Origin of the sequence: Streptomyces sp. DT190 (assembly GCF_049846985.1) — a bacterium.
Lineage (GTDB): Bacteria > Actinomycetota > Actinomycetes > Streptomycetales > Streptomycetaceae > Streptomyces.
Window position 1 is genome coordinate 92,843 of the sequence record NZ_JBNCNM010000019.1, and the last position, 21,523, is coordinate 114,365.

13 protein-coding genes are annotated in these 21,523 nt (G+C 70.5%); 6 read left to right on the forward strand and 7 right to left on the reverse strand.

Annotation, left to right across the window (positions count from 1 at the left end):
• Positions 1-14: 14 nt before the first annotated feature.
• From ACPXCS_RS28605 to ACPXCS_RS28635, 7 genes are read right to left on the reverse strand one after another with little or no spacing between them, the layout of a single operon-like run.
• Positions 15-1,664, reverse strand: coding sequence for a condensation domain-containing protein (locus ACPXCS_RS28605; protein WP_425823655.1), 1,650 nt, complete (start codon positions 1,662-1,664; stop codon positions 15-17).
• Positions 1,661-4,237: an FkbM family methyltransferase gene (locus ACPXCS_RS28610; protein ID WP_425823653.1), complete on the reverse strand. Its 2,577-nt coding sequence runs from the start codon at positions 4,235-4,237 to the stop codon at positions 1,661-1,663. The genes ACPXCS_RS28605 and ACPXCS_RS28610 overlap by 4 nt, the downstream gene beginning before the upstream one ends.
• On the reverse strand, positions 4,230-5,186 hold the full coding sequence (locus ACPXCS_RS28615; RefSeq protein WP_425823651.1) for a TauD/TfdA family dioxygenase: 957 nt from the start codon (positions 5,184-5,186) through the stop codon (positions 4,230-4,232). The genes ACPXCS_RS28610 and ACPXCS_RS28615 overlap by 8 nt, the downstream gene beginning before the upstream one ends.
• On the reverse strand, positions 5,183-6,427 hold the full coding sequence (locus tag ACPXCS_RS28620; RefSeq protein WP_425823649.1) for a Zn-dependent hydrolase: 1,245 nt from the start codon (positions 6,425-6,427) through the stop codon (positions 5,183-5,185). The genes ACPXCS_RS28615 and ACPXCS_RS28620 overlap by 4 nt, the downstream gene beginning before the upstream one ends.
• Complete coding sequence (locus tag ACPXCS_RS28625) at positions 6,427-9,516, reverse strand: amino acid adenylation domain-containing protein (RefSeq protein ID WP_425823647.1); 3,090 nt, start codon at positions 9,514-9,516, stop codon at positions 6,427-6,429. Before ACPXCS_RS28625 ends, ACPXCS_RS28620 begins: the two co-directional genes overlap by 1 nt.
• Positions 9,517-9,548: 32 nt before the next feature.
• Positions 9,549-10,736 carry a cytochrome P450 gene (locus ACPXCS_RS28630; protein ID WP_425823645.1) on the reverse strand — a complete coding sequence of 396 codons (1,188 nt, stop codon included), beginning with the start codon at positions 10,734-10,736 and terminating at the stop codon, positions 9,549-9,551.
• Position 10,737: 1 nt separating this feature from the next.
• The gene (locus tag ACPXCS_RS28635) at positions 10,738-12,732 is read right to left on the reverse strand and encodes a carbamoyltransferase C-terminal domain-containing protein (RefSeq protein ID WP_425823643.1); all 1,995 of its coding nucleotides are present in this window, start codon (positions 12,730-12,732) and stop codon (positions 10,738-10,740) included.
• A 287-nt stretch (positions 12,733-13,019) separates the two neighbouring features.
• Between ACPXCS_RS28635 and ACPXCS_RS28640 the strand changes: the two genes are divergently transcribed.
• The 6 genes from ACPXCS_RS28640 to ACPXCS_RS28665 all read left to right on the forward strand — a co-directional run bounded on the left by ACPXCS_RS28640 (position 13,020) and on the right by ACPXCS_RS28665 (position 21,421).
• Positions 13,020-14,441, forward strand: a complete 1,422-nt coding sequence (locus ACPXCS_RS28640) for a hypothetical protein (protein ID WP_425823641.1) — start codon at positions 13,020-13,022, stop codon at positions 14,439-14,441.
• A gap of 201 nt (positions 14,442-14,642) precedes the next feature.
• Positions 14,643-16,532, forward strand: coding sequence for an ATP-binding cassette domain-containing protein (locus ACPXCS_RS28645; protein WP_425823639.1), 1,890 nt, complete (start codon positions 14,643-14,645; stop codon positions 16,530-16,532).
• A 126-nt stretch (positions 16,533-16,658) separates the two neighbouring features.
• Positions 16,659-18,134 carry an NUDIX domain-containing protein gene (locus tag ACPXCS_RS28650; protein ID WP_425823637.1) on the forward strand — a complete coding sequence of 492 codons (1,476 nt, stop codon included), beginning with the start codon at positions 16,659-16,661 and terminating at the stop codon, positions 18,132-18,134.
• Entirely contained in the window at positions 18,122-18,910 is a 789-nt protein-coding gene (locus ACPXCS_RS28655; protein ID WP_425946731.1) for a class I SAM-dependent methyltransferase, read from the forward strand. The genes ACPXCS_RS28650 and ACPXCS_RS28655 overlap by 13 nt, the downstream gene beginning before the upstream one ends.
• On the forward strand, positions 18,907-20,220 hold the full coding sequence (locus ACPXCS_RS28660) for an MFS transporter (protein WP_425823633.1): 1,314 nt from the start codon (positions 18,907-18,909) through the stop codon (positions 20,218-20,220). The genes ACPXCS_RS28655 and ACPXCS_RS28660 overlap by 4 nt, the downstream gene beginning before the upstream one ends.
• Positions 20,210-21,421 (forward strand): methyltransferase, encoded by a 1,212-nt coding sequence (locus ACPXCS_RS28665; protein WP_425823632.1) that lies wholly within the window; start codon positions 20,210-20,212, stop codon positions 21,419-21,421. The genes ACPXCS_RS28660 and ACPXCS_RS28665 overlap by 11 nt, the downstream gene beginning before the upstream one ends.
• Positions 21,422-21,523: the final 102 nt, after the last annotated feature.

A 21,523-nucleotide genomic window follows, 5' to 3' on the forward strand; every position in this document is an offset into this window, starting at 1 on the left:
GGTGTTCCCTTTCGTCAGCGCTGGACCGGCGTCGTCGGCGCGGTGTGGTCGTCGATGAGGGCCGCAAGGGTTCGCAGGGTGGGTGCCTGGTAGAGGTCGCGGGGGTGGATCTGCGCGGCGAAGGTCTCCCTGATGGCTGCGACCAGGAGCGCCGCGAGCAGGGAGCTTCCGCCGATGTTGAAGAAGTGGCTGTCGGCGCTGATGTCGTCGGTGCCCAGCAGTTCGAACCACACCCCCGCCAGGCGCTGCTCGGTTGGGGTGAGCTCGTCCGATGTCACCTGGCTGGCGGGCTGTCGGCTGTCGTGGAGGGCGGAGCTCGGGAGCTGGTTGAGGGGGGCATCCGGTTCGCTGAGCACCGCGGTGAGGACGGCCTGGAAATGGTCGAGGAGGTGGTGTGCGGTGGCGGCGGTGAGCTGATCGGCTCGGTAGGTAGCCCGACACGCGATCATCTGGTCGCTGGGCCACAGGTGCAGCTCGAACGGGTACCTGGTGTCGGCGCGGTCGATGGGCCAGGGTGCCGCGCTGAGGGCGTGGAGGCCGAGGTCGGCGGCGGGGAGATTGTCGTAGGCGAAGGAAAGGTGCGTCAGCGGGCCGATGCGGCCGGCATGGTCGGCGGCGAGTTGCGCGGCGATCTCGGCGATGGGTGCGTCTGCATGGTCGAGCGCGTCGATGACCTCTTCGCGGACTTGCCCGATCAGGGCGGTGAAGGTGGTGGTGGGCGCTATGCGGCTGCGGATCGGCAGGACGTTGACAAAGAATCCGATGAGGCTCTCGAAGTCGGCTGTGGGACGGTCGCCTCGCGGCGTGTTGACGATCAGGTCCTGACGGCCCAGGGCGGTTCCCATGGCAGCGGCGAAGGCCGCGTGCAGCACGATGAACTCGGTAGAACCGGTGCGTTGGGCGAGCTCGAGCAGCTGACTGCGGGACACACCGACGGACGGGATCTGGATCTCTCGGGCGCTGCCCGGCGGATCGTCGGTCTCCTCGGCCGCCAGTAACGGGGGCTGGTCTGCGACACCGCGCAGCTGCTCGCGCCAGTACGCCAGATCCGTGGCGATGCGCGGCCGGTCCCGGGTCTCGGTGACGTAGTCGCCGAAGTCCACGGACAGTTTCGGGATGTCCGCGGTGGCTCCGGTGGTGTGGGCGGTGTAGAGGGCGGACAGTTCCCGGGCGAAGACGGATTTCGACCAGCCGTCGCACACCAGGTGGCTCATCAGCCAGAACAGCACGTGTTCGTCAGCGCTCAGGCGCAGCAGCATGACTTTGAATCCGGGCTCGCCGGCAATGTCGAAGGGGCGCGCGGCCTCGGCTTCGATGATGCTGCGGGCCGCCGCCGGCCTCTCCGCGGCCGGGACAGGCTGGAGGTCGAGCACGGGCAGCGGCACCGGGCTTGCCGGGTGGACCAGCTGTGCGGGCAGCCGGTCCGGTTCGAGCGATGACGGCTCGGTGGCGGGAAAGGTGGTGCGAAGCACGTCGTGCCGTTCTGCGATGCAGTCCAGGGCCCGCCGGAGCGCGGGTATGTCGAGGGCTCCGGTCAGGTGGACGGCGGTCGGCACGTTGAGGGCGACCGGTCCGCTCGCGGCGGTCTGGAGCAGCATGCCTTGCTGGCCGGCGGTGAGCGGGCGGCTTCTGACATGCGCCGGGTTGGTGGTTGAGGCCGTCATGGGGCGGTGTCCTCCTGGGAACGGGTGAGCGCGGCACAGAACGCGTCGAGGACGGGATGGTCGAACAGGGCGCGCACGCTCAGCTGCGGGTACCCGCTGCGGCGCAACCGGCTGACGACACGGGCCGCGGACAAAGAGGTGCCGCCGCTGAAGAAGAAGTGCTGCCCCGGGGCGACCGGGCGGCCGAGGATCTCGGACCACAGGGCTGCGACCGCCTGGACCTGCGGGTCGTCGGCGTCGTGGCGACCGGCTGCGCTCTGTCCGGAAACGGGAGAGGCGGCGAGCAGACGTGCTACCGCCCGGCGGTCGGGTTTTCCGCTGGGGGTGCGCGGCATCCGGGCCAGCCCGGTGACGGCGGCCGGGCGATGGGAGTGCGGCAGACGGCTATTCACCCAGGCGAGCAGGTTGCGCTCGTCGAGAAGGACGGTCTCACAGGCCGTGCCCGAGGTGGCAGCCGGTGAAGCGGGGCTTCTGGCGTAGCCGGAGCGGCGAGCGTACAGGTAGTGCAGGCCGGCGCCCTGTGACATGGGGTCGGCTTCGGTGACCGTGTGGAAGCCGCGGGTGTGGAGCTGGCGTACGAGGTCGGCGAGCCGGCCGTCGATGTCGTGGACCTCGGCGACGATCTGGTGGATGCGCGGCCAGTGGCGCTCGTCGATGCCGGCGAGGACGTCGGCCTCGGCCTTCTGCACGTCGATCTTCAGCAGGTCGACGTCGGTCACCCCAGCAGTATCGAGCACGTCGGACAGGCGCAGGACCCGGCAGGGGAACAGGTGACCGCGCAGCTTCCCCTCGATGATGTCGGCGGCTTGCTCGCGCCAGGCCTCGGCATCCTCCACCGCGCCCGTGTCGATTTCGCGGCGGGCGATGGCGTGCAAGGTGGCGGCCTCGGCGACGGGGTCGGGGTGGAGGGTGGACAGCCCGGTCGCCCCGGGGTACCAGGTGATTTCGGCGGTTCCGCTGCGGCTGCCGAGGGCAGCCCCGAGGAGTTGCACGGTTGCGGCCGCGTTCAGATGCAGGTTCGCGGCGCATACCTGGTAGGTGGGCGGGCACGGTTCGAAGGCGAGGACCCGGGCGGCGCGCTGGGCCACGGACAGGGAGAACAGCCCGATGTTCGCCCCGGCATCGATGACCGTGGCGTCGCTCGGTACGACGATGCCGTGCCGCTCGTACACGCGGTGCCGGTAGATCTCCTCGTACATGTGCGTGGTTTCGGGCGGGTTGGCCTCGAGGACGCGCAGTTGCGCGTCGAGATGGCGCAGCGGGTGGGCGCTGTCGTCGATCAGGTGTCCGGGACGCAGCTGGACGGCGGCGTGAATGCGCGGGTCCTGGTCAGAGGCGGTGAGCGGGACGGCGACGGCCTCCAGGACGGCCGGGTGGGTGCGCAGAGCTGCCTCGACCGCGTTCAGGTCGACCAGTTTCCCGGCCACCTTGACTTGGCGGTCGGCGCGGCCGGTCAGCACGATCCGGCCGGCCTCGTCGACGCGGGCGAGATCGCCGGTGAGATGCCAGCGGCGGCCCTCCCGGGTCACGAACCGGGTGTCCTGTTCGCCTTGCTGATAGCGGTAGCCGCGGGCCAGGCCGGGGCCGGACACGGCCAGCACCTCGCTTCGTCCGTCGCCGGGCTCCTCCTGCTGCGGGTGGAGCGCGACGTGGGTGCCGGGCAGCGGGTCGCCGATCGGGAGGTAACCGTCTCCCGGCAGATCCGACGCGGTCACCAGATGAGCTGCGACGATGCCGGCTGTCTCGGTCAGCCCGTACATCGCGAAGAACCGTGACTCGGGCAGCAGCGTGGTCCAGCGCCGGGCGAGGGCGGCGGGGATGGGTTCGCTGGCGGCCATGATCCGGCTCAGGCCGGTGGCGGCGAGCGCGTCCAGCGCCTGGGTATCGGCCAGCAGGGTCAGAAGGGAGGGGACGGTGTCGAGGCTGGTGATGTGTTCGGTGGCGATGAGCGCGAGCAGGGCGTCGGGATCCTGGCGCTGCGTCTCGTCGGCGACGACGACGCTCGCGCCGTGGAGCAGGGGAAGGAACAGCTGCCGGACCGAGGAGGAGAAGCTGAGGGGTGCCAGGAGCAGGCAGTGGTCCTCGGGGGTGATCTCGGTGAGCTGGTTCAGGGCCGCGAGGTTGTGCAGGACCGCTTGGTGCGGAACCTCCACCAGCTTCGAGGCTGCGGCCGTGCCGGATGTCGGCATGACGTAGGCGATGCCGCCGGTGACTGGGGCCTCGTCGGGCGCGAACGGGATGAGGGTGGCGTCGCGGAGGAGGAAGTGCGGCTTGGCCCGGCCGGTTATCTGCTTCGGGTCGTGCGCGGGGTCGAGTGGGAGGTAGGCACACCCGCAGGCCATGACGGCCAGCAGATCAAGGAGCGCGGGCACGGACCGTGAGACGTCCACGCCGACCAGGGCACCTGAGGGCAAGCCCTGCCGGCGAAGGGCATCGGCGTGCTCGCGGATGTGATCGGTCATCTGGCCGTAAGTCAGTCGGCCGCCGGGCAGCCGCAGCGCGGAGGCCTCGGGCTGGGCGCGGGCGACGGTCTGCAGCGCGGCGATCAGGTCGGCAGGGGCCCGGTCAGACATGGAACGTCACCGCCTTGACATCGGCGGCGGCGACCGGCCCGCCCATCGCGACCAGGATGGTGCGCTCGCCCTGGAAGGCGCGGCGGCCGTGGGCGGTCAGCATGTTGTCCAGCAGCAGGACGTCCCCGAGCTGCCAGTCGAACTGGTGGGCCTCCTCACGCAGGACGGTACGGGTCAAAGCGAGCAGCTCGGTGGGGATCTCCTCGCCGACGCCGGTGCGCGCGTGCATCGGCATCTGCTCGCCGAACAGGTCCCGCCACAGGTCCTCGCGGTCGGGACCTCCGTGGGAGGCGTGCCACAGGTGCATCTGGTTGAACCACACCGGCTCGCCGGTGACCGGGTGGCGGATCGCGGTCGGCAGGCTCTGGGCGGTGCGCAGGGTGTCGCCGGGCAGCCAGGCGTGGTCGATACCGTGCTCGGCGCAGTAGCGGCTGACCTCGTTCTTGTCGTCGGTGCCGAACGACTGCCGCCAGCTGATGCCCGGCCCGTCTGCGCTTGTCTGGTGGCGGATGTAGGTGACCTGGTCGGGGATCCCGCCCGCGGCGGCGGTGACGCGGGCGAAGACGGTGCGGCCGTCGACGAGCGGGGTCTGTCCGCCCCGGCCGAGGGCCGGCGGCTGCGCGCAGTAGAACGCGATCCGGGCCGGCCACAACGGACTGTAGGCGAGCTCATGGTGTGGCGGAATGTCCTGCGTGCTGTCCCATTCGGTGCTGGTGTAGACGCCGTCGGTGACGCGCGTGCGCGGCGAAGCGCCGTGGACGTAGGGCAGGAGGTCGCCCAGGAAGGGGCGGACGGCACGCCTGAACTCCTGCGGGCCGCTCACGGTGAACCCGCGCAGCAGGATCGCGCCGGTGACGGCGAGCGCCCGCTCTACCTGGTCCGCGTGCTGGCCGGTCCAGGTGGCGAGTGGGACGGAGTTCGGTGCGGTGAGGGTGTGCGGGATGGTCATGCAAGGCTCCCCGGATGTGAGGTGAGCGCGAGCGCTGTGTCCTGGAGCATCTGTGCGCCCAGGACCAGGTCATCGGGGCTGGTGTCCTCGTGCGGGACATGGCTGACGCCACCGACGCTGGGCACGAAGATCATCGCGGCAGGGGTAATGGCCGCCATCATCTGAGCGTCATGCCCGGCTCCGCTGGTGAGGGGCAGCGTCGGCACCGCGCGCCGAGCGGCCGCCGCGGCGATCGACCGGCGCAGGGCAGCGTCGGTGAGCACTGGCTTGGAGGATGCGGCTCGGGTACACGATGCCTTCACCGTGCGGCGCTGCGCGATGCTCTCGATTCGGCGCACGGCCTCATCGGCCGCCTGGTGCAGCTGCGCTTCATCGGCATCGCGCACATCGACGGTCAGGCGCACGAGGCCCGAGATGGTGTTCGGCGAGTTGGGCGCGGCCTCGAGCCGGCCGACTGTGGCCACCTGGCACCAGCCGGCGGCGGGCAGGTCTTCGACAGCGAGGACGATCTCCGCGGCGGCGGCGAGCGCATCGGAGCGGCCTGGCATAGGGGTGGTGCCGGCGTGGGCGGCCGCGCCCATGAGCTCGACTTCCAGTTGGACGCGTCCCACGATGGCGTCGACGATGCCGATGGGGATGCACTCGCGTTCCAGGACCGGGCCCTGCTCGATGTGCAGTTCGAGGTAGGCCAGGAGCTGATGGGGGTCCAGGCGGGCCTGGTCGATGAGGTCGAGGTTGCCGCCGGCCTGGGCGATCGCGTCCCGCAGGAGGGTGCCGTCGTAGGCGGTGGTCGTTGCCGCGGGCGTGGACAACTGTCCGCTGGCGGCCAGCGATCCCCAGAACGGCTGTGGGTGCAGCGCCCCTTCCTCGTTGGCGAAGGCGACCGCGGTGACCGGGTGCGCAAGGTTGAGGGAAGCGAGGTTCTCGACGGCCTCCAGAGCGGAGACCACGCCGTAGACCCCGTCCAGCGGACCGGCGTCGACGACGGTGTCCAGATGCGAGCCCAGAACCAGCGTGGTCGTGCCGGGGTGCGGGCGCGGCCCGAGCCACAGATTCCCAGCGGCATCCACGGCGGTGCGCAGATCCGAGCTCTCGGCTTCTCGGACCATGTAGCGGCGGGCTTCGAGGTCCGCAGGGCTGAAGCCGGGGCGGGTCACACCGCCGCTCTCGGACCGGCCGATCTGGGCGAGCTCCGTGAGGCGGCGCAGGAGCCGGTCTCGGTTTACGGGTTGGGCGGGCATCAGTTCACCTCTCCTTCCGGTGTCGTCGGCGAGGCCGCGTGATGGAGCCGGTGGGCCTCGGCTGTGTGAACGCACAGCTCCCCCAGACTCGGAGACCGGTCGACGGCATTCAGAGCGACCCGGGCAGGCAGGGAGAGGGTGCGGGCGAGCACGAGGGCGGCACCGGTCGTCCAGGACAGCGTGTTGGGCAACTCCCTCGCGGCGTCAGCGGCCGGCTTCAGGCCCAGGGCATCGGTCACCTGCTGGCCGACGACGTTGTCCACGGCGGCCTGTCCGGTGGCGTGGTGCCTGGCGTTTCCGGGCGCCGGGAGCGCGGAGCGGTCGACCTTCCCGTTGGCGTTGAGTGGGACGGCGGGGATGGCGATCAGGTGGGTGGGGACCAGGTGCTCGGGCAGTCGCGTGGCCAGGTGCTGACGGAGCAGGACGCTGTCAACCGGTGTAGTGGCGACGTAGTAACCGGCCAGAGCCAGGAGTTCGCGGCGGCTGCCGACCGCCGTGACGACGGCCTCGGTGACTTGCGGGTGGCTGGTCAGCGCGGCCTCGACCTCGGCGGGTTCGACGCGGAATCCGCGGATCTTGACCTGCTGGTCCCGGCGCCCCAGGAACTCGATGCTCCCGCCGGGCTGCCAGCGGCCGATGTCGCCGGTGCGGTACATCCGGGCAGCCGGGTCGGCGGCGAAGGGGTCGGCCAGGAATCTCTCGGCGGTCAGCTCTGGCCGGCCGCGGTAGCCGCGGACCACGCAGGCGCCGCCGATGTACAGCTCGCCGGGGACACCGACGGGAACCGGCTGCTGGTCTTCGTCGAGGACGTACATGGTGGTGTTGGCGATCGGGCGGCCGATGGGGACGAGCTCCACGCCGAGATCGACGGTGTCGTCGATCGTGTGGACGCTGTTGCCGACGGATGCTTCGGTGGGCCCGTATTCGTTCAGGATCCGTGCGTACCGGGTCGGTTCCCGGTCTCGCCAGTGCGCCAGGGTGCGGGTAGTGAATGCGTCGGCACCCACCGCCAGCATGCCGGTCAGTCCCTTGGCCTGGTCCGTGGTGAGGAGCTCGGCCAGCGCGTCGAGCTGTCCGGGGGTCAGTTTCAAGAATGCGAACGGAGCGTTCTCCGCCAGCGCCTCGGTGATCTGGAAGAGGTCGGCTCTCTCCGGGATCATCAGAACGCGCTGCCCGGCGAGCAGTGGCGCGTACAGGTTCGGCACGACCATGTCGTAGGCGACGCTGGAGAACACCGCGCCGCCGCCGGTGCGCTCGCCGATGTACTGCTCGACGCACCAGTGCAGGTAGTTCACCAGGCCCCGGTGTGGTACCTCGACGCCCTTGGGCAGACCGGTGGACCCGGAGGTGTAGATGACGTAGGCCAGGTCGTCACCAGTGACTTCCGGAAGCTCCGTCGGGGTGCCGGGATCAGTGTGGCCACTGGCCAGGTCCCGGATTTCCGAGGCCGTCCACGGGCCTTCCGGGGTGCTGGCGACGTAGGTGGCGTCGCTGAGCACCAGGGTGACCTTCGCGTCATGCAGCATGTGCATGGTCCGGCTCTCCGGCGCGAGTGGGTCCAGCGGGAGGTAGGCCGCGCCGGCCTTCATGACCGCGACAAAGGCCACCAGCAGGTCCGCGGCCCGGCTCGCTCGGACTGCGACGATCGCCCCGGGGCCGATGCCGAGCCGGGCGAGCCGGGCCGCAACTCGGGCAGCGCGTTCGTCCAGGTCGCGGAACGTCAGCTGCTGCTCCGGGTCCTGGACGGCGACGTGGCCGGGCGTGCGGCGTGACTGGTCCTGCAAGAGCTGGTGCAGCGGAGTCTGCAGGTCCCAGCCACGCTGCGGCCCCTGCCAGGCGGCCATCGTCAGGTTCTCGTGCGGCCGTGTCAGGACCCGCGGCTCAGCGGAGCGGGGCGGCAGTGCCAGGGCGGTCCGGTGGACCTCGCCCAGTGCCCGCATCTGTGCCGGGTTCAGGCGCGTGGAGACCAAATCCAGCTCGGTGGTTCCGGTGCTGGGGCAGTGGATCAGGTGCAGCAGCACCGTTGCGTCCGCCGGGTGGGTGGTGGCCGGTCCGAGCGCGGTGCCTCCCAGCGGGATGAGCTCGCTGGTGTCGGGGTCGGCCAGGTCGGCGGCTGGCCCGTGTGCGTCGACGAGGACCTGGGTGTCCAGAACGTCCACCACGCCGAGCTTCCGAGCGATCTCGTAGAGGGTGGCCGAGGACACCGCAGCCAGCAGGGCACGGCCAGCGCCGGCCTGATCGTCCTCGAGGCGGCCGGTGCTCTCGGTCGGCAGCACGGGGGCGCTGGTCACGATCAGGCGATGGCGGCTGCTCAGTTGGACGGCGATGTTCGGGGCCGGGCGGCCGGTGGCGGTACGCACCGCCGCGAGATGCGCATTGATCAAGGACGCCAGCGAGTGGCTGGTACCGACCGGCACCCGGAGCTGGACCGGGTCACCCGGCGAGGATACGGCTGTGTCGCAGGCTGAGTCCGTGGGCTCGGTGATCCAGAACCGGGGCTGCTGCGCCCCGTCCTGCACCTCCGCTACTGCCACAGGCGGCACGGCGGACGGCAGCGTCAGCTCGGCTGCATTCCGGTGGGATACGGCGGCGGCCTGCTGGTGGTAGCGGTGCAGGACCGTGGTCAGCGCCTGAGTTTGCTGCTCCAGGGTCAGTGCGGCCGGGTTGTGGACCAGCAGGAGAGCGGCGGCGCCGGGGCCGGTGATCAGCCCGAGGCGTACGGCCGGCAACAGTGTCTCGGGGCCGGGATCCAGCTGGGTGACCCCGCTCCCCCAGGCCGTGGCCAGCGCGCCGACGGTCTTCGTCAGGGATTCCGCGGGTGCATCGCCGAGGTCGTGGACGGTCAGGGGCGGCGGCTCGTCCAGGAACCGCCACACAGGCGCGGTCTCGCACAGGGTCAGCGCCTTGCGCAGCCCGGGCAGATCCGTGGCAGCGGCACGGTAGGCGGCTTCGAGACGTCCGCGGTCGGGGACGAAGGCAAGCTGGAGGTGGACGACGGCGGCCCCAGCGCGGACACCTACGCGTAGCAGCGTCAGCTCGTCCGCATCCAGGGTCCCGGCCGGGGCCGATGACGTTGCGGAGGTGGTCATGGTGCTCTCTTTCGGCAGTGTGTGAAGGCCGGTCAGCTGAGCAGGGTGACGGGCAGGTGGTCGTAGCCCCAGGTGCGCAGAGAACGGGACCGTCGCGCGGGTCCAGCCGGGGCGAGCTGGGTCACACGTTGCGCCATCGCGTCGAGCAGGCAGGTGAGGGTCAGCCGCGCAATCCAGGCCCCGAGGCAGTGGTGTGAGCCCATCCCGAACGACAGGTGGTGGTTGGGCTGGCGTCCGATGTCGACCTGGTCAGGGGCGGGAAAGACGCTGGGGTCGCGGTTGGCGATCGGGTGCCAGGCCGTGATGCGCTCCCCGGCTCGGATCGTGGTGCCGCCGATGGTGAGGTCCTCGGTTGCTGTCCGCATTACGTTCAGGCTGGGCGCGCTGAGGCGCAGGATCTCCTCCACCGCGCCCGGTATCAGTTGCCGATCGGTGCGCAGTCGCTGCCACTGCTCGGGCGCCGCGATGAAGGTGCTGGCCGCGCCCACCAAGGCCTGCCGTGTCGTCTCGTGCCCGCCGGCGAGCAGCAGGTGCGCGTTATAGAGGATCTGTTCCAGGCCGAGATCCTCCTGCTTGTCGGCGCGCAGCCGGGCAAGTACCCCCTCGCCTGCGTCGGGACGGTGCAGGAGCTGCTGGAAGTAGAGGAACAGCTCAGTGTTGGCTTCGGCCACGTCCTGCTGGCTGGGTTCGGGCGTGGGAAGAGGGCCGGAGCTGGAGCCGAAGGCCGCGGTGGTCCACTGGGAGACCTGCTCGCGGTCGGCGGCGGGGATCCCGAGGATCAGACCGGTCAGGGTCAGGGTCATCCGTGTGGCCACGGCCGTAGCAAAATCGACCTTCCCGACCTGGAGTACCTCGTCGACCACCGTGCGCGCCGTCTCGGCCAGCGGCTCTTCGACGAAGGAGAGGGCCTGGGGTGTCATGGCCCGGCTGAGCGCGGCCTTCATCCGGCTGTGTGTGCGGCGGTCGGACTGCACGAGCATCCGGCCGCGGGCCGGCTGGTCGGCTTCGTGCAGCTGTCCGACGTGGATGCCGTACTGGCTGGAGAGCTGGCGCCGACTCCGGTACAGCTCGACGACGTCGGCATACCGCGTCAGCGCCCAGAACCCGGTACCAGCCCCGTAGTTCCAGTAGACCGGGCAGCTGCGTTGCAATTCGCGTAGCTCTTCCAGACCTCCGGTGGTGGCGAACATGTCCGGGTCGGCGAGGTCGATACCGGGCATATCAGGCCCCGTGGTGGGGGTCGTACTGCGCCATCGGCAGTTCCGGGGCCGTGTAGGCGGGGATGGCGTCCCAGTCCAGCAGCGCCCGCCGGCGTAGGTCGAGCGCCATCGCGAGCACCCGGTCCGGCTGCCAGCCGAGGTGCTCGGCGGCATCTTGAAGCGGGTGCTCGCCAGTGGCCAGGTCGAGCAGGAGCGCCTCGTCCGGGTCGAGACCGGCGGTGCTGGCCCCCGGTGTACGGACTGGTCGCAGATCGAGGCGATCGGGGGCGGGAATCTCGGTCGTGCCGATGAACAGCCGGTCGAGCTGGCTGCCGAACAGGCAGTCGATCGCCTCTGCGGGGTCCTCGACGATCGGCTTGCCCCGGACGTTGAAGCTGGTGTTCAGCACCATCGGGATCCCGGTGAGCCGCTCGAACTCCGTGATGAGCGCCCGGAAACCGCCGGGCAGGTCCGCGGCCACGGTCTGCAGGCGGCATGTGCCGTCAACGTGGGTGATCTCCCGCACCTGCGGCGCCTTGTCAGGCCGAACGGGGCAGACCAGGAGCATGAATGGGCTGTCGTGGCAGGGCAGGTCGAACCACTGCGTCGCCTGCTCTTGGAGGACCGAAGCAGCGAACGGCCGGAAGCCCTCACGGAACTTGACGCGGGCGTTCAGACGATCCTTCATCCCGTCGATCCCTGGGTGGCACAGGATCGAGCGGGCTCCCAGGGCTCGCGGGCCGAGTTCGGCGCGGTCCTGGAACCAGCCGACGATCTCTCCGCGCGCGACGGCGGCGGCCGCCGCTTCGGCGGCGCCGCGCTCGTCGGCGTGGGTCACCGGATCCAGCCCGGTCTTCTGCGCGAGGGCCTGGATGGTGTCCTGCTGGCCGGTGACCTGAGACGGTCCGAGGTAGACGTGGGACATCCGCGAGGCGAGTGCGGGGGCGGCGCGGCCGAGCAGGACTCGGTCGGCGTACAGGGCGGCGCCGACGGCGTTGCCATCGTCAGTCGCAGCGGGGAAGACGAACAGATCCTCAGGCTGCAGCTCGGAGGCGATGCGTGTGTTCAGGGCACTGTTGAGGAAGCAGCCGCCAGCCAGCACGAGGCGGCGGGTGCCCGCCTCCTGCATCGTCCGGGCGGCCAGCGCCAGACAGGCGGCCTCGAACTCCCGCTGGAGCTGAGCGGCCAGATCGAAGTGCTGGTGGCCGAACCCGCCCCCGCTGTGTGAGGGGCGCAGCAGGTAGCCGTCGGTGGTGCGGGTGGCGAAGCCGAGGTCGGCGAGGTGGTCGGCGGCTCCGTCAAACCGGATCTGGTCCCCGTCGATGTGGATGAAAAGCGGCTCTTTCGACAAGGGCTTGCCGTAGCTGGCCAGGCCCATCGTCTTGCCTGCGTCGTCGTAGGTGGACCCACGCTCGGCGAAGCCGAGAGCGAGCGTGACAGCCCGGTAGACCTCTCCAATGCCGGACAGATCGGTCGGGATCCACAGGGCACCGTCCCGGCGGCGACCGGCGATCCTGCTGGAGGGGCGCACCGTTCGCCACAGCAGCCTCGGCTCACCCGCCGGCTGGAAGAGGAACGCGCTCTCCTGCTCGCGGGCGTTCTGGCCGATACGTGAACCGTAGGCGTCGATGACAAGCGCGGCAGCCGGACGGTCTGCGGTGCTGCAGTAAAACGCGGCGCTGGCATGGGCGAGGTGGTGCCCGGGGTGGGGCAGCGCGAGCGCCGATGCCGGGTCCGTGAGCAGCCCAAGGCTTTCCAGCAGCCCGTTCTCCTCGCCCTGGCTGCGGGTCTCGGTGGAGGTCGCGATCCAGTGATCGACGTCCCGTCGGCCGAGGTCCTGGTCAGCGAGGACGGCGTCGATGAGGCGGGCCATAGCGGCGGGATAGGCGTGGTGGGCGACAACGCCGCGCTTCACACCGGTGATGCGTTCCAGGGCTAAGGCCCCGCGAACTTGTCCGTCCACGATGAGCGCCGCGGCGCTGTCGTGGCTCATATTCAAGCCGACGATGACGGTCATGAGGCTCCTCTTGGACAGGCGGAGAGCAGTAGGAGGCCACCGGTGCGAGAGGACCTGAGTGTCCGTCAACCCAACTGCTGAGAAAGCCCTTTGAGGGTGCTGGGTGCGCCTGCGTAGTCGCTAGAGCTCGATGCTGTGCAACCTGTGCAACCCGCTGCGGCCCCTCCCCGGTGGCCACCTAGGGCCGGGATGATCGAGCCACTTCCCGGGACTATCCCGGGACAATCAGCCACGCGGTGTACATTCTCCGTCACTCTCTGATGCGCCATCGTGTTGAAGGACTCCCCATGGCTCGGTCAAAAGAGCTCTCCCCCAATCACCGGCTCGGACAGCTGATAGCCGAGACCGGATGGGACAGCGTCGGTGTTCTTGCCGACCGCGTGAACCGGCTACTCCACCAGGCCGGCAGCCGCCGCGTGATCCACCGCACCACCCCCTACAAGTGGCTGCGTGGGCACGTCCCGAGTGGCCCCGTGCCGGCTCTCGTCGTCCGAGCACTATCGACTGCCTTGGGAAGGGATCTCACCTTTGATGACGTCTGGGTGCATCGCGGCCCGACTACCGTCACCGAAGTGATCCGCGCACACGAGGGGCTCGATCAACCCTGGGACATCACCGGCCTGCACAATCTGCTGCAGGAACTGGACAAGGTGCCCGCCCGCCGTGTGGTGCTGGCCGCCACGGGAACCGTCCTGACAACGCTGGCCTGGCAATCCCTCGCCGCCCCGATTCCCCGTCTCATCGCCCCACGCAAGCCGACCACCGCGGTCCCGCCATCCGCACTGCGGATCGTGGACAGCCTGGTCTCCTCCGCGCAGGCCGCTGACGACAGGGAAGGCAGCTCGGCCAGGCAGACCATCAGCATGTCCGTCCCGATCATCGTGAAGCTGCTCCAAGAAGGCGACTACTCCCCCGAAGCCGGTGCCCACCTGGCCCGATCTCTGGCTCAGGTCTGCCAGACCCTGGCCTCCATGCATCATGACGAACTCGCTGCTGGCATTTCCCAGCGCCTCTACCTCATGGCCTTGCGAGCCGCCCATGCCGCAGGCGATCACGCCCTCGTCGCCAGCATCCTCGCTCGCATGTCAGGGCAAGCGGCTGACTACGGACAGGCCGCCGATGCCGTCCAACTCGCTGCGACGGCCACCGAGGCAGCCGCGCACGCCGCGCCGAGCGTGCGAGCACTCGTCGCCGCCCGCAAGGGAATCGCCCACGCCAGCGCCCGTGAACTGGACGCCTTCGAGGCATCGATCGACGACAGCAACCGCTTCTTCGAACAAGCAGATCTTCAAGCCGAAGCCCCCTCCTGGGCCGGCCACGCCGACCGAACCGAACTCGACGCGATCGCCGGACGCGGCCTGGTCATTCTCGCCGCCAAACGCACCGCTGACCCGTTGATCGTGTTACCCCGGGCATCCCAGCTCTTACAGGCCAGGGCGCAGACACCGCTGGGGGGCGACCATCAACGCTCCGCCCTACGCCACGGAGCCCTCTACAGCCTGGCTCAAGCCCAGCTCGGCAATCTCGACACCGCCGTCGATGCAGCCGAGACCGCCCTCACCCGGCTGCCGACCGTCGCATCCACCCGAAGCGTCATGTTGCTACGCGATCTTGCCTTCGTCCTTGACAGGCACAGCGCAGCACACCCACGGGCCCGCACGATCGTTCACGACATTCATGGCCACTGCCAGCGCCTTCGCCTGCGCTAGGCGGCGAGCACCACCCTCGGCGATTCGGCCAACCGCTCCGTTCCACAGACCTGTTGCGGGGATTGGGTCCGTGCATTCTCCATACGGCTCCGGCCGCTCTATCTCGGGAAATCCGAAGCGACTCAAATACACCAGTTCGATATCTCGGCGTGGTCGTTGAACCTCACGACGATGCTGGACGACCGTTTAGGGGGACCCGCCTTGAGCTCGGCCGAAACGAACGAACAGCAGAAGACCGTGCCTCCGCCGCCCTTGCCAGCGGAGATCACGTACAGCGGGCAGTACTCCGTCAATCCTCTCGCCGAGGTCTCCTTCCGGCGGATGTGCGCGCAGATCCCGGCCGTCCTGGGCCGGATCGCGCGGCTGTCGTGGCGGATCGACCGGCGGGCCGTGCAGCTGCTTGTCGGCTGCCAGCTGGTCACGGGCGTCTCGGCCGCCGTGCTGCTGGCCGCCACGGCCCGCGCCATGGCACCGGTCCTCGGGGACGGCACAGCCGGCGAGCGGCTGCGCGGCGCCCTGCCGGCGCTGCTGGTGGTGGCGCTCGCCGCCGCGCTGGCACGCGCGGCGGGAGCGGTAGCCGCGTACGCCGAGCGGCGGATCACTCCGCGGTTGACCACGGAGACGGACACCGCGCTGGTGGAGGCGGTGTGCCGCGTGGAGGCGTCGGCCTACGCGGAGGACGGCTTCTCGGACCGGCATGAGGCGGCCGAGATGGGGGTGATCCGTACGCACGTCATGGTCACCGACGCTCAGCGGTTCCTGTCCGCGCTGATCCGCATGGTCACCGCCGGCGGCGTGCTGTCGGTGCTGAACCCGTGGATGTTGCCGCCGCTCCTGCTCGCGGTGCTGCCGGCCGGCGTCGGCGCCGTGCTGACCGCCCGGGTCGACTACGAGATCCACTACGCCAACATCGCCGACCGCAACGTGCGCGGGATGATGCGCTGGTGGGCGACCGAGTCGAAGTACGGCGACGAGGTCCGCGCCAACTCGATGACGGACTACCTCATCTACTGGTACCGGGCTCTGTCCGACCGGTGCGACCGGCGCACCCTGGCCGCCGCGCCGCGGACCCTGCGGATCGCCCTGCTCTCCGCGCTGGCCGGCGGTGTCTTCCTCATCGTGACCTGGGGCGCGCTGGCGTGGCTGGCGGTCTCCGGCCGGGTCGAGCTCGCGGTAGCGGCGACGGCGGTCATCGCCGTGCAGACCACGCTCGCCGCGCTGTCCCAGGTGGTCATCAACGGCGCCGCGGTCTTCCACACCAGCCTGTACCTCAGTGACATGCAGGCCTTCCTCGACGATGCCGCGGCCCGCGCTCCCAAGCGCGGCCCCCTCGCGCATGCCGCGCCGACCGAGGAGATCCGGCTCGAGGAGGTCGTCTACCAGTACCCGGGCAAGGACAAGCCCGCCGTGGACGGCGTCTCGCTCGCTCTGCAGCGCGGGCAGATCCTCGCGATCATCGGTGCGAACGGGTCGGGGAAGTCCACGCTCACCCGGCTGCTGACCGGGATCTACCTGCCCGACAAAGGCAAGGTCACGTGGAACGGCACCGACCTCGCCGAGATGGACCCCGCCACGGTGTGGGCGAACACCGGCCTGGTACCGCAGATCTTCGCCCAGTGGCCGCTGCGGGTCCGCGAGAACGTCACCCTCGGCCAGCCCCGCACCCACGACGACGCCCCCGTGTGGGAGGCCATCGACGCGGTCGGCCTGCGCGAGGCCGTCGAGGACCTTCCCGCAGGTCTCGACACCCTCCTGGCCCGCGACGTCTTCGGCGGCTCGGAGCTCTCCGGCGGGCAGTGGCAGCGCATCGCCTGTTCAAGGGTCCTGTACAGGCGCCCGGGGCTGCTGATCCTCGACGAGCCCACCTCCCAGATGGACCCGCGCGGCGAGCACCAGATCTTCGAGCAGATCAAGGCCATCGCCGCCGACCGCATCACGATCGTGGTCACCCACCGCCTGGAGAACACCAAGATCGCCGACCACATCATCGTGATGGAGCACGGCCGGATCACCGAACAGGGCCGGTACGACGACCTCGTCCACGCCGGCGGCACCTTCGCCGAACTGCTGGAACTCTCCCAGGACCGCTGACCGATCACGCCCCGTCACGTCCGTCCCCTCGCTGACAGCCAAGCCGCCCCTGCCCCCATGCCCGGCTCAACAAGAGCCCAAGCCGGTTCCGCGTGACACACCCGTCCCCTCAACGCCGAGGTTCTGATGCCGCCCTCCCTCTCTCACATCCGTACCGTGGTCACCGCCTACCTCGACCGGCACCCCGGCGAACGAGACGCCCTGGCCGGCCTGCTGGCAGCCCTGGACGCCGGCGCCGAGCCGACCAACCGCACCACCCTTCCAGCACACATCACGTGCAGCGCCGTAGTGATCGACCGGCACCGGCGGGTCCTGCACATCCGCCACAAGGCCAGCGGAGGACTGCTGCTCGCCCCCGGCGGACACGTCGAAACGGACGACGACACTCTCCTGGCCGCGGCCCTGCGCGAGGTCAAGGAGGAAACCGGGATCCCAGCCTCGGCTCTCGTCCTGACGCCCGAGCTCCGCAACGAGCCGATCGACATCGACGTCCACGCCATCGATCGCAACCCGACACGAGGCGAAGCGGCCCACTCGCACTACGACGTGCGCTTCGTCTTCTACCTCGCCGACGATGCGCCCGAGCTCGCACTGCAAACCGAAGAGGTCACGGGATCGGCTTGGCTGCCGTTCGACGAAGTGTCCTCCCCGACGCTGCGCGAGAAACTCGCCAGCTCGGCTCTGGACGGGGTGATCGTTCCGGTGAACGCCTCCGCAATCATCCACGACGGCAACGGCCGGTACCTGCTGCACCTGCGGGACGCCAACAAGCCGTGGATCTGGGAACCCGGGTGCTGGTCGCTGCTCGGCGGCGGCCGGGAGCCGCAGGACCGTACCCTGCTCGACACGGTCCGCCGGGAGCTGCGCGAGGAGGCCGGCCTGACGGTCGCGGACCTGGAGCCGTACGCGGTCGAGCACGTCACCGGCACCGACGGAACAAGGGTGCCGATCCAGCTGTTCACCGGCCTCTGGAACGGCGACCCGGCCCGTCTGCCCCTCACCGAGGGCGTGATGCTCGCCTGGGTGCGGCCCGAGAAGTTCCCGCACATGACGATGCTGCCCTCGACCCGGGAACTGCTGGAGCAGCACGCCGTCGATCATCCCCTGCCCGCCGACGGTCCGACGGCGCCCGCAGGGACCGCGCGGGCGGAGGCGCCATCCGGGACCGTGCTGAACGTGGTCGGTGTCCACCTCTACCTGGAACGCGGCGGGCAGGTCCTGCTGGGCCTGCGGCATCCCGACTCGGCGTACGCGGGCGGGTCCTGGCACGTGCTGGCGGGCCACTGCGAGGCGGAGGCCGCGAGTGCTTGCCTGGTGCGGGAGGCGTACGAGGAGGCGGGACTGGTCATCGAGTCGGCGGACGTCGAGCTCGTCCACACCGTACACATGAGGGAACAGCCCACGGACCCGCCCCGCGTCCAGCTCTTCTTCCGCGCCCTCCGCTGGGAGGGTGAGCCGAAGCTGCGGGAGCCGGACAAGTGCGTCCAGTGGGAGTGGTGGAACGTCAAGGGCCTGCCCGAGTCGATCGTCCCCTACACGCGCGCTGCGATCGAGGGCATTCGGGCCGGACGCGTCTACACGGAACTGGGATGGACACGGTGACCGCGTTTGACTCGGTGGGGGCCGCGTACGCCGCCCACTCCGACAGCGCGCGGGGCCGCCTGCGTCACGACTTGGTGGAACGCCGGCTTCTCGCCGAGCTCCCGACCGCGCCCGCTCGGATTCTGGACGTCGGCTGCGGGAACGGCGAGATGACGCTGCGCCTCGCCGCGGCCGGCCACCAGGTGACCGGCGTCGATCCGGCCGCCACCATGCTGGCGGCCGCGGCCGACCGTCTCGCGGCCCGGCCCGAGCTCGCCGACCGCGTCCGGCTCGTCAACGCCGGCTTCGAGTCGCTTTCCTTGGACGGGGAGCCGTTCGACGGGGTGTGCTGTCACGGCGTGCTGATGTACCTGGACGATCCCGGTGAGGCGGTCGCCCGTCTGGCAGGGCTCGTCGCGCCGGGCGGCCTGTTGAGCATCCTCGCCAAGAACCGCCGGGCCATCGGCGTACGCGAGGCTCTCGTCGGCGACTCCGAGACCGCGTGCCGGCTCATCGTGTCCGGGGCGGAGCGGAGCGTGGGCAATCTCGGCCGGGAAACCCGTGGTGACGACCCCGACGTTCTCGACCGGCTCGCCGCCGAATACGGGCTGAGTCCGCAGCCTTGGCAGGGCGTGCGGATCTTCCACGACCACTTCGACGACATCTGGGCTCCGGATCCGGCCGCGTACGCGGCGGCACTGGAGCTGGAGTGGGCCGCGTCCTCGCGGAGCCCCTACCGGGACATGGGTCACCTCGTGCACACCCTGGCTCGCCGGCCGGAGCGGAGCCGATCGTGACGCCCACCAGCACAGTCCATGACGCGGCCGCGGAAGGCGTGGCCGCCCTTACTCTGCGCACCAACAGGTCCTTTCGCGCGTACTGGGTCGGCGAGGCGGTGACCCTCGCGGGGTCTTCGGTCCACGGCGTGGCGCTGCCGGTGATTGCGGTGCTGGAGCTGGGCGCCTCCCCCGGTCAGGTGTCGCTGCTGGCCGCCGCGGCTACGGTGCCCGCGTTCGTTCTCGCGCTGCCCGCCGGGGTGGCCGGCGACCGGTACCCGAAGAAGAAGATCATGATCGGTACGGATCTCGCCGCAGCCGCGGTGGTGTCCGTGGTGCCAGTCTGCTGGGCCGTGGGCGTCCTGTCCGTGCCCGTGCTCTACGCGGTTGCCCTGCTGCTGGGGGCACTGACCGTGCTGCACCAGGCCGCGTCGATCGCCATCGTGCCCGAGATCGTCGACCGCGCCCACATGCATCCGGCGAACGCGCGGATCGCCGGCGCCTTCTCCCTGGCGGACACGGCCGGTACCTACGGCGGCACCCTCGTCGTGGGCCTCCTCGGTGCGGGCCGCGCCCTGTGGCTGGACTCCGTCTCGTACTTGTTCAGCGCCTGGTGCGCCTCCCGGATCCGGCCCAGCGCGGCACGACGGGCGGCGGCTGCCCGGCCCGCGCGGATGGGCGCCGCGATCCGCGAGGGGGTCCGCTACGTGATGCGCGATCCGATACAGCGTCCCCTGGTGCTCTCGCTCGCCGGTCTCGCCTTCGCCGACGGGATCGTGACGACGTACTTCGCGTACACGCTGCTGACCCGCCTGGACTCCGGCAGCACCGGTCTCGGCCTGGTCATGGGCGTCACCGCCGTCGGCGGCCTCGCGGGGGCGGTGGTCGCCACCCGTCTCGTGGACCGGTTCGGGCCGGCACGCGTGATGCTGACCGGGTTCCTCGCCTACGCCGTGTGCGGCGTGCCCCTTCTCGTCGCCCGGCCGGAACCGGTGTGGCTGGGCGTGATCGCGGCCGCCGGCGCGCTGAGGACGGCGGCCGCGGTCGCGGCGGGCACGACACAGCGGTCCCTGCGCCAGCAACTGTGCCCTCCCGAGCTGCAGTCCCGCGCGCAGCAGACCTCCGTCTGGCTGGTCACCGGACTGCGCCCGGCCGCCGCCCTCACGGCCGGCGCCATCGCCGCCGCCTCCTCCGTACACGCTGCGCTGATCGCCGGGACCTTGCTCTACCTCGTGCCGGCAGCACTGCTGTGGGCCTCGCCGGTCCGCCGCCTGACCACCATGCCCACTGCTGCGCCCACTCCCGTGAAGGACTCCGCTCATGGCTCTTGACCTCCACACGGTGACGAGCCGTCGGCGTGCCGACATGGTCGACCAGCTCACAGCCGAGGGCGCCCTGACCGACTCGCTGCTGCGCGACGCGCTGCTTCGCCTGCCGCGCGAGATCCTGCTCCCGCACGCCTACGTCCGGGTCAGCGGACCGGGCGCGGACCCGATCGACTGGCGCCTCCTCAACGGCTCCCACCCCGACGACCACCAGGAGTGGCTCGACCTGATCCACAGCGACGAGTCGATCCTGCTCCAGCGCGACGGCGAACCCCTCGACGCTCTCCCCCGCGGGCCGGTCACCGGCGGACACATGACGTCCATGTCCACCTACACCCCCGCCACCATCGAAGCCCTCCAAGCCATGGAACTCGGCTCCGGGCAGCGGTATCTGGAGCTCGGACCGGGCCCCGGCGTCTCCCTCGCACTCGCCGCCGCCATCACCGGTCCCGGCCTCGCCACCGGTGTAGAGCGGGACGGACACATGGCCGCCTTCGCCCAGCGGAACCTGGACCGGCTCGGCGTCGGTACGGTGGTGATCGAGGGTGACGCGCTCGAAGGGCACGAGGCGAAGGCGCCGTACGACCGTGTCCACTCCGGCATCGGTGTCCCCTGTGTTCCGGAGCCGTGGGTGGAGCAGCTCGCGCCGGGCGGCCGGCTGCTCACGACGCTCGTGACTCGTACGTCGAGCTGGCCGGGCCAACTCCTCGTCACCCGCACTACGGCCGGCACGGTCGAGGCGGTCCTCCGGGGCCGGCCGCGCGGGTACCGGCCCTTGCTCGGCTACCGCTGGCTCAACGCCCTGGACCACCGCGCCCGCATCAAGGACGACCCCGGCACTGCACGGTCCACACCGCTCGCGCTGCCGCCGGACGACGCGTACGGGTTCTGGCTCGCCGCCGCGTACCTCGCCCCCGGTCTGGTCCGGGACTTCCAGGCCGAGACGATGACGATCGTCGCGCCCGAGGACGACTCCTGGGCCGTGGCCGACCGGGGCGAAGGCACCGTTCGAGTACATGGGCCGCGTGATGTGTGGGCCGAACTCGAGGATCTCCACGCTCACTGGGAGCAGGCCGGACGGCCCGAGCGGTACCGGGTCGATCTCCGCGACAGCTCCGGGGTCCAGCACGTCACCTCCGGCGCGGGCCCGAAGGCCCTGTCCTGGACGCTTCCTCCGCTCGCCGCCGTGCCCCGGCAGACGTCATGACCGGGCCTTCTCGGATCGCCATCATGCTGCACGCCCCGGACCCCATATACCGGGCGGGCGTGGTCAGCCTGCTCAGGCCCCGCCCCGAGATCACCCTCGTCG